A 7,868-nucleotide genomic window follows, 5' to 3' on the forward strand; every position below is an offset into this window, starting at 1 on the left:
GCTTTTTGGCGGATAGTATTCGACTGGCTCCCATCGGATACTAAGCGGGCACTGAGCTGCGAAATGCATCAGGATTTCGGAGCGAATGCCCGCGTGCCGCCAAAAAGCGCTTCGGGAAGGTTAGAAAATGCCAGTTCTGCGTTGAGCCTTCCAAACCCCTCTCCTGGTCCGCCCCCTTCTCTTTCCGTACACTGCCTCTGTATACAAAGCGTCTTACTCAGCAAAACCCAAATTTAGTGTTTATAACCGCATGGACTCATTTCCTGTTTTAGCTGTTTTATCTGTTCTAATCCGCCATTTCACGGATCTGCTTTCTCAGTTTGAGAATCATGGAAGGAGCAACCGACAGTTCATCCACGCCCATATGGATGAATTGCTCTGTCAATTCCGGGTCTGCACCTAATTCTCCGCAGATACCAGCCCATTTTCCACACTTGTGGGCATTGTCCACCACTATTTGAATCATTTTCAGAATCGCTTTGTGGTGGGGATTATAAAAGTCATCCAGTTTTTCATTCTGCCTGTCAATTGCCAGCGTGTACTGGGTTAAATCATTTGTTCCAATGCTGAAAAAATCCACAATTTCAGCCAGTTCATCGCTGATCATGACAGCAGCAGGTGTTTCGATCATAATCCCCTGTTCCGGTAGTTTATAAGGAATCTGCTCTTTCTCCAGCTCTTCCTTCACTACGTTTACAATTTCATAAATCCGATGGACCTCTTCTGTGGATGTAATCATCGGATACATAATGGACAGGTTTCCATATACAGCTGCCCGAAAAAGTGCTCGAAGCTGCGTTTTGAAAATATCAGGCTGTTTCAGGCAGATACGGATTGCCCGGTAACCCAGCGCTGGATTCTCTTCTTTATCCAGGTTAAAATACGCTACCTGCTTATCTGCGCCGATATCTAAAGTACGGATAATTACTTTTTTGCCTGCCATCATCTGCACTACCTGCCTGTAAGCCCGGAATTGCTCATCTTCTGTAGGAAATTCGGATTTTCCAAGATATAAAAACTCACTGCGGAATAACCCAATTCCTCCTGCATCATTTTCCAGTACATAACCAACATCACCCACACTGCCAATGTTGGCATATATATTAATTTTCTTACCGCCAAGAGTAACATTTTCTTTTCCCTTTAAGGTATTTAAAAGTTCCAGCTTTTCTTTTTCTTCCTGAATTCTGGCTTCGGTCTGGCTGCATAATTCTGCAGAGGGCTCAAATATGACTTCCCCGGCAAATCCATCCACGATTGCTTCCACACCGCTTTGGATTTCTTCCAGGTTCACCGGAACGCCGATCAGTGCCGGTATATTCATCATGCGTGCCAGGATTGCTGTATGGGAATTAGTGGAGCCATGTACGGTTACGAATGCCAGTATTTTTTCTTTATCCATCTGGACGGTCTCACTGGGACTTAAGTCATCTGCAACAATGATTGCTGCTTCCATAGTACTTAAATCCAATTCGCCTTTTCCTTCCAGGTTCTGAACCAGGCGATTGGATATATCCTTGATATCCGCTGCCCTGGCTTTCATATAGTCATCATCCATGTTGGCAAACATTGCGGAAAAATTATCTCCGGTAACGGCAACTGCGTACTCCGCATTGATCATTTCTGTTCGGATGGAATTGTGTATGGAATCCAGATAATCTTCATCTTCCAGCATCATCTGATGGACTTCGAAAATGGCAGCACTGGCTTCGCCCACTTCTTTTACCGCCTTATCATATAATTTCTGAAGCTGCTCTTTTGCCGCTTCCAGAGCCTTTTCCACTCTTTCAATTTCCAATTCTGCATGTTCAATCTTTTTACGTTTTACCTGGTGATCGTTATTTTTCAGGACCGCAACGGGTCCCATAACGATTCCTTTATATACCGATTTTCCTGATAATTTTAGCATTTATCTGCCTCCTCATTGTATTTAACGATGATTATAATGTTTCTTCAAAGAATTTTTTCATTCCCAGATACGCATTTTCCTCGTCAGCACCTGTAATTTCAATTTCTACAGTCTGACCGCATTTTACTCCCAGACTCATCACAGCCATCAGTTTATTTGCATCCGCTGATTTTCCATCTTTTGACAGCGTGATTTTGCTTTCATATTTTTTTGCCTCTTTTACCAGCAGTCCTGCCGGTCTTGCATGAATTCCTACCTCATCTTTGACTACATAACTAAAATTCTTCATGTTCTAATCCTCCTTTAGATTTTCTCCATTTGTCGCAATTATGCGCTGATACCTTTGGAAATATTCTGATTCCCCTTTACGCCAAAAGTGCAATTTGGCAATAAAAAAACCTATATGCACAAATAAATCTGAAAGCACTGGCTCTCAAAATCATTTCTACATACAGGTTTAGCTTGTATACACAATCACTATCCTTTACATAGATCATCTTAGCATAGACCACTGAAGAAGTCAATTATATATTACCCTTATCGAATACTTTCTATGTTTCTTCCAATTTTTTATGATCTTTTTTGGTGAAATTGTTAAGAAGGATATTTAGCTTTTGGATTACTGTCGCGGGTTTTCCGGTATTATTATAAAAAAGTACTTACCAAGTTTCCAATTTTATGATATACTTACCTCTGTTAAAATTACATAATGACAAAAATACTTTGGTTTTAATTGGAAACGATACATGTGTGCATTTTGCTTGCGTGATTAACGAACAACACACGTGTATTTTTGCGCACTTTTTTAAGAAAAGGAGATTTAAAAAATGCCAAAAACCAAAGCACAAAATATTATTTTTACAATTCTCATGGCCTTCGCCATGGTCTATGCTATGATCTGTTATAACATAGCAGTCAATCGGGGTGGAATGACAAACGAGGTATTTCTACTGGCGTTTCATGAACTGGTCATTATGTGTGCCCTTGCATTTGTACTGTAGTTTTTTGCTGTAGAAAAACTGTCACACCTCATTGCCTTTCTCTTTGTAACCCCCAAAGACCGCCCCATATTTATCACCCTGGTTATTTCCTGCGTAATCGTATGCCTGATGTGCCCGGTCATGAGCCTGGCAGCTGCTATCCTCTTCAAACACCCGGGCAAAGAAATTATAGCAGTGTGGTTCCAGACAACAGCTATGAATTTTCCCATGGCGCTATGCTGGCAGATTTTCTTTGCAGGTCCCTTTGTGAGACTTGTCTTCCGGTCTTTGTTTAAAAAGCAGCTGGAAATCTGCGAACCACAACCGGGACCTGAGTGTTGATTCGACTATTTAAGTTTTTTAAGCTCCGGGTTGCGATACCACAGAATGCTTGTGATAAATCCTAATATACCGATGCACAGAAACATAACCGACATTCCGCTCCCTACAATCCCCTGCAGAAGCAGCGCAAGGGGATGACGGGTCTGCATAAATGGTTCAAACACATAGTCTGCAAGAAAGCCTCCTGTAATTACACCCATTGGAAAAGACGCATAACATTCCCGAAGCAGGCACAGATAAGCCGTTTCTTCATAAGTTTTGGCAAGGAAACCGTATTATCATCTAATACACCTGATTGTCCCAGTGTTACTCTATTAAATCCACTTCTGCAGATTTCATAACCTGTCTAAATTACTCCCCAGGGCATGATCAGCAACAAACCTGATTAATTCCGATGCAGAGTTCCTCTGCAGCGGAAAGACACGTCCATGGTGCATAAAATAAAATAGCATGGACCAGTAAACTTCATAACCGCCCATATCAAATTCTTCTTCCGTTGGGAAATAGCCCGTACATCCATTGGTGTAGCCTCCAAAATAGAAAAACTCATTCTGGAGCAGCCGGGAAACATCCAGTGCAAATTCACACATTATTTCATTTGCCACACCGCACAGGCAGAACGTATCCAGGAACAAATACTGGACTTCGATCTCTTCCTCCTGTACGTCTGTCTTATTTTGTAAAAGACGCTGTACTTCCCTGAGCCATAACGTACCATCAATGCCACATGCTTCTGCTGCTTCTTTGGCAATAGCGGCTGCCTGCTCATAAGACGGCACATCTGCAAAAAGAGTGATGTTTCTGGAATACATGGAGATGGTTTTAAGTGGTCGCGGTTCCAGGGATGCAATGACCGGCTCTGTCTGCAAAAGCACCGCCCGTGCCATGTCGTTCAGCGCCGTCTCAGAGCGGATAAAACGGCTGTCACTGGCATCCGGCGGCAAAAGTTCTGATTGAAAATACTTTGGCGCAATATTTCCGGAAGCCCCCTGTGTTACCATAACCGGACAGTCATATTTAGCTTGTAATACATCCCTTACGGTGCCGAAAAAATCCGGTGATATCCGGTAATTATCCGCTTTCAGTACGTTATTGTGGACAGACAGGCGAAGTAGGATTAATTTCAGCTCTTCGTCTTTCGCTCCCCGGACTTCTAATATTCCAATCCTTTTGTCTACCGTATCACAGCCGCTGCGCCGGTTCAAACCGATATCGGTATAGGCATTCCCCCATGCCGCGTATACATAATCCATGTTTTGCAGTGCTTCTGCTACTCCGGATTTTACCTGAGTGCTGACAAATTGAAAATACTCTGGGGCGCTGCTGTCATTGGGTGCCGAATGGCTGTGGGTAAAACAGAGCATTACCTTCTCACGGGAAACGGATAACAGATTCCCGATTTCATCCCTCAAAGAATCTGAGTGCTGTTTGGAAAAACCTATGTGGTCGATTGCTGCAAGGCAGCCCATTTCATCAGCCGACTGCCAGATGGAAATCTGGGCATGCAGGGGATTCAAAATGCCTCTTGACCATTCATCCTGCCGTCCAAACCCAACTGTCTGTATGGAATCCGAAGGGGTAATATCTTTTTGTGAAAAGCCCATTTTTATAGTGTTCATTTGATTACCTCGTTTCTTTTTTATATAAATTTTATAATAAATCTTCTGCTTTGATTTATGCGTTAAAAGCATGCAAATAAATTCTGGTTTATATTATTATAGCAGAGATGGGATTAAAAACGAAGCACTGTATATTTTTTTATGCTTGTAATATACAGTGCTTTAAGATATATAACTATATTCTATAGTTAGAAAATAATACTCTTATATGATTACAGCCGAATAATGTCCAGCATGTTTGCTATATCCTCTGAAGCCATCTGAAACTTAGACTTTTCGATCAGAATATTTTGTCCCGTCATGATATAAGAAGGCATTATTCGGATACCTTTATAGTAAAATTCGCTGCTTCGCATTTTATAAGTTGAAATGGCTGGAATTGTATTTTTCCCGGAGGTTTTTTTGCTGATCAGATTGAACGCCTTTTTTGCAACGTCCCCCATAAGCATAATTACTTTCAAATCCGGGAAAAGTGACAGCTCTTTTTCCAGAAAAGGCAGGCTTTTTTCAATCTGGTCCCGGCTTACTGCATATTCTGATTTTGGAACTTTTACTGCATTCGTAATATAAACGCCCAAATCAATTATATCGTTTATGGTGTCTGCGCAGGCACCTGCTTTTTGAAACAGAGGGATTGTCGTTTCTAAATATGCAGTCCTGCCGCCGCCGTAAAAATCTTGTTCTGAATCGCCTGGAACTACCTCATTAATCATCACAGCCCGGATTTTTTCAGGCTGGATATCAACATTACTAAACTGCATCCTATCGATTTTCCCAGACAGACCCTCCAACTCTTTTTTTATATTCATATGTGTGATTACTCCTTTCTGTGATGCTGCAGTGCACGCCTACAGCGTTCTATAATGTTCTCTCTTAACCGTTTCGGTGATATAATTTCCACTTGATCCCCAAAGGACATAATAAATTCATAAATCCACTGGTTTTCCGGCACGGATGCTGTTACCCGATATCCTTTATCCAGCTTTGCAATATCCTGATCATCAAAAATATCATATATACGATAAGCCATTTCCTCCGGGAATTGCAGCTCTATATTCATTATCGCCCCCATATCTGTCATAGGAAATACGGTATCAGCAGTTTCCATCTGTCTGCTAAACACCTGATTTGTAAGTGTAATCTCCTTCATTCTGGAAATCCTAAAAAGTCTGTTCCCAGACCGGCAGCGGCAATAAGCATAAAGATACCAGGCTCTTTCTTTATAAAATAATTTCAAAGGTTCCGCTTCTCTTTTCATACCAGTGCCGGAAGACGAATAATAAGTAAAGGAAATGACCCTGCTTTCCAAAATGGACTGCTTTAAAGTTTGAAATATTTTTTGCTCGTTTTCTCTGGAAATACCCCAACGTGATAAATCAGCCTCAATCCATTTTGTCTGGGCAGTTTGAAAAACAGCGCCCAGTTTTGTCAGAATATCCTCTGCATCTTGGTATTGTATTGCGCCAAGACTCTGCAGCCCCATCAAAATTTCCTGCTTTTCCTTATCCGATAAGATAGATTTATGCAGGACAAAATGATCCAGCAGCTGGATTCCGCCCTTTCTGCCCGCTGTAACATAAATGGGAATACCGGCACTGCTGAGGGAATCAATATCCCGGTAAATTGTTCGAATGGAGACTTCAAATTTTTCAGCTAGTTCCGGCGCAGTTGCCCGCCCTTTTTCCAAAAGATAATAGATGATTTTGAATAAACGCCCTTCGGACATCGGATTTACCTCCCTTATTAGATACTTACTATCATAACATGAAAACCCTGACAACGTATGTCAATTTATTGCATTACAGAAAATTACTGAAATAAGAGACGTGGATACGAAAAAAAGACGCTTTGTATAAAAATACACAAAGCATCTTTCTTCAGTTAACCATCAGATTATTGAAACAACTCTTTTGCCTGTTCCATATGCCGAATAACCGGAACGCTAAATGGACATCGTTCTTCACAACCACCGCAGGCAACACAGTCCGCCGCATTTGCAGACAACCCAAAATAGTGTGCTTTAATGGTATCCGGAAGTTCTTTTTGCATAGTGGCTAAATCGTAAAGCTTTTGTACCATGGCAATATCGATTCCTACCGGACATGGAAGGCAATGGCCGCAATAGGTACATTGTCCCGAATACGCATGGCTTGGTGCCCCTGCCAGAACCGTTGCATAGTCTTTTTCCGCTTCGGAAGCTGTCTCATAAGCAACCGCCTGATCAACGTGTTCGATTGTATCATATCCAACGAGAACACTTGCAACCGCAGGTCTGGTCAACGCATAGTGCAGACACTGGACAGGAGTGAGGGCTACTCCAAAAGGTGAAGCTTCTGCTGAAAACAGCCTGCCTCCTGCATAACCTTTCATAACATTGATACCAACATTTTCACGTTCACATATCTGATATAGTTCCGCCCTCTCCGGTGCAATACCTCCCAGTTCATCAGCATATTTCTCATTGAAATACTCTGTCATATCCTCGGTAGCCGGAAGCATATCAAATGCAGGATTGATGCTGAATAAGATCATCTCTATTTCACCCTGTAAGGCTGCAAGTTTTGCAACATCCGGGTTGTGGGTGCTCAATCCAATATGACGTATGATGCCCTGATCTTTTAACGTTCTTGCATACTCCATAAATTCACTCTGTATAATCTGTTGAAACTCAGCCGCTTCATCCACAAAATGAATCATTCCCAAATCTATGTAATCGGTGTCTAGGCGGGTGAGCAAATCCTCAAATGCCTCTTTTACTTTTGTCATATTCCGTGTTTTGAGATACTGTCCATCCTCCCAGGTAGAACCAAGATGCCCCTGAATGATCCATCTGTCACGTTTTCCTTTCATTGCCTTCCCTATATTGGAACGTACATTTGGTTCCGCCATCCAGCAATCTAAAATATTGATGCCGCTCTCTTCACATCGCTTCATAACATCCTTGATTTCTTCTAACGTATGCCGTTCTAACCATTCCGCGCCGAGTCCGATTTCACTGACACGAAGACCTGTTTTTCC

Annotated in this window: 8 protein-coding genes and 1 pseudogene; 2 read left to right on the forward strand and 7 right to left on the reverse strand. The window is 42.0% G+C overall.

Going from position 1 to position 7,868, the window contains the following annotated elements; genetic code table 11:
- Positions 1-237, forward strand: a 237-nt coding sequence (locus ACH2DQ_RS21990; RefSeq protein ID WP_395028343.1) for a hypothetical protein, incomplete at its 5' end; no start/stop codon positions are given.
- 49 nt (positions 238-286) lie between these two features.
- Here the strand turns inward: ACH2DQ_RS21990 and ptsP are convergent.
- Together ptsP and ACH2DQ_RS22000 are read right to left on the reverse strand one after the other, a co-directional pair.
- Positions 287-1,909 (reverse strand): phosphoenolpyruvate--protein phosphotransferase, encoded by a 1,623-nt coding sequence (ptsP, locus tag ACH2DQ_RS21995; protein WP_394911790.1) that lies wholly within the window; start codon positions 1,907-1,909, stop codon positions 287-289.
- 31 nt (positions 1,910-1,940) lie between these two features.
- On the reverse strand, positions 1,941-2,198 hold the full coding sequence (locus tag ACH2DQ_RS22000) for an HPr family phosphocarrier protein (protein ID WP_394911789.1): 258 nt from the start codon (positions 2,196-2,198) through the stop codon (positions 1,941-1,943).
- Positions 2,199-2,736: 538 nt separating this feature from the next.
- Here ACH2DQ_RS22000 and ACH2DQ_RS22005 point away from each other — a divergent pair.
- A pseudogene (locus tag ACH2DQ_RS22005) lies at positions 2,737-3,231 on the forward strand (DUF2798 domain-containing protein).
- Between the two features lie 5 nt (positions 3,232-3,236).
- Here the strand turns inward: ACH2DQ_RS22005 and ACH2DQ_RS22010 are convergent.
- The 5 genes from ACH2DQ_RS22010 to ACH2DQ_RS22030 all read right to left on the reverse strand — a co-directional run.
- Complete coding sequence (locus tag ACH2DQ_RS22010; protein ID WP_394911787.1) at positions 3,237-3,431, reverse strand: hypothetical protein; 195 nt, start codon at positions 3,429-3,431, stop codon at positions 3,237-3,239.
- Between the two features lie 135 nt (positions 3,432-3,566).
- Positions 3,567-4,850 carry a hypothetical protein gene (locus tag ACH2DQ_RS22015; protein ID WP_394911786.1) on the reverse strand — a complete coding sequence of 428 codons (1,284 nt, stop codon included), beginning with the start codon at positions 4,848-4,850 and terminating at the stop codon, positions 3,567-3,569.
- Between the two features lie 212 nt (positions 4,851-5,062).
- Positions 5,063-5,659: a uracil-DNA glycosylase family protein gene (locus ACH2DQ_RS22020; protein WP_394911785.1), complete on the reverse strand. Its 597-nt coding sequence runs from the start codon at positions 5,657-5,659 to the stop codon at positions 5,063-5,065.
- Positions 5,660-5,667: 8 nt separating this feature from the next.
- Positions 5,668-6,576 (reverse strand): helix-turn-helix transcriptional regulator, encoded by a 909-nt coding sequence (locus ACH2DQ_RS22025; RefSeq protein WP_394911784.1) that lies wholly within the window; start codon positions 6,574-6,576, stop codon positions 5,668-5,670.
- A gap of 167 nt (positions 6,577-6,743) precedes the next feature.
- A partial coding sequence (locus ACH2DQ_RS22030; protein WP_395028347.1) for an aldo/keto reductase occupies positions 6,744-7,868 on the reverse strand: 1,125 nt, incomplete at its 5' end.

It is taken from the genome of Robinsoniella sp. (assembly GCF_034124845.1).

What these genes read in the sequence shown, in the direction of transcription:
- ACH2DQ_RS22015 (WP_394911786.1), bottom strand. Translation starts at nt 4,850, where the DNA reads ATGAACACTATAAAAATGGGCTTTTCACAAAAAGATATTACCCCTTCG.
- ptsP (WP_394911790.1), bottom strand. Translation starts at nt 1,909, where the DNA reads ATGCTAAAATTATCAGGAAAATCGGTATATAAAGGAATCGTTATGGGA.
- ACH2DQ_RS22000 (WP_394911789.1), bottom strand. Translation starts at nt 2,198, where the DNA reads ATGAAGAATTTTAGTTATGTAGTCAAAGATGAGGTAGGAATTCATGCA.
- ACH2DQ_RS22020 (WP_394911785.1), bottom strand. Translation starts at nt 5,659, where the DNA reads ATGAATATAAAAAAAGAGTTGGAGGGTCTGTCTGGGAAAATCGATAGG.
- ACH2DQ_RS22025 (WP_394911784.1), bottom strand. Translation starts at nt 6,576, where the DNA reads ATGTCCGAAGGGCGTTTATTCAAAATCATCTATTATCTTTTGGAAAAA.
- ACH2DQ_RS22010 (WP_394911787.1), bottom strand. Translation starts at nt 3,431, where the DNA reads ATGGGTGTAATTACAGGAGGCTTTCTTGCAGACTATGTGTTTGAACCA.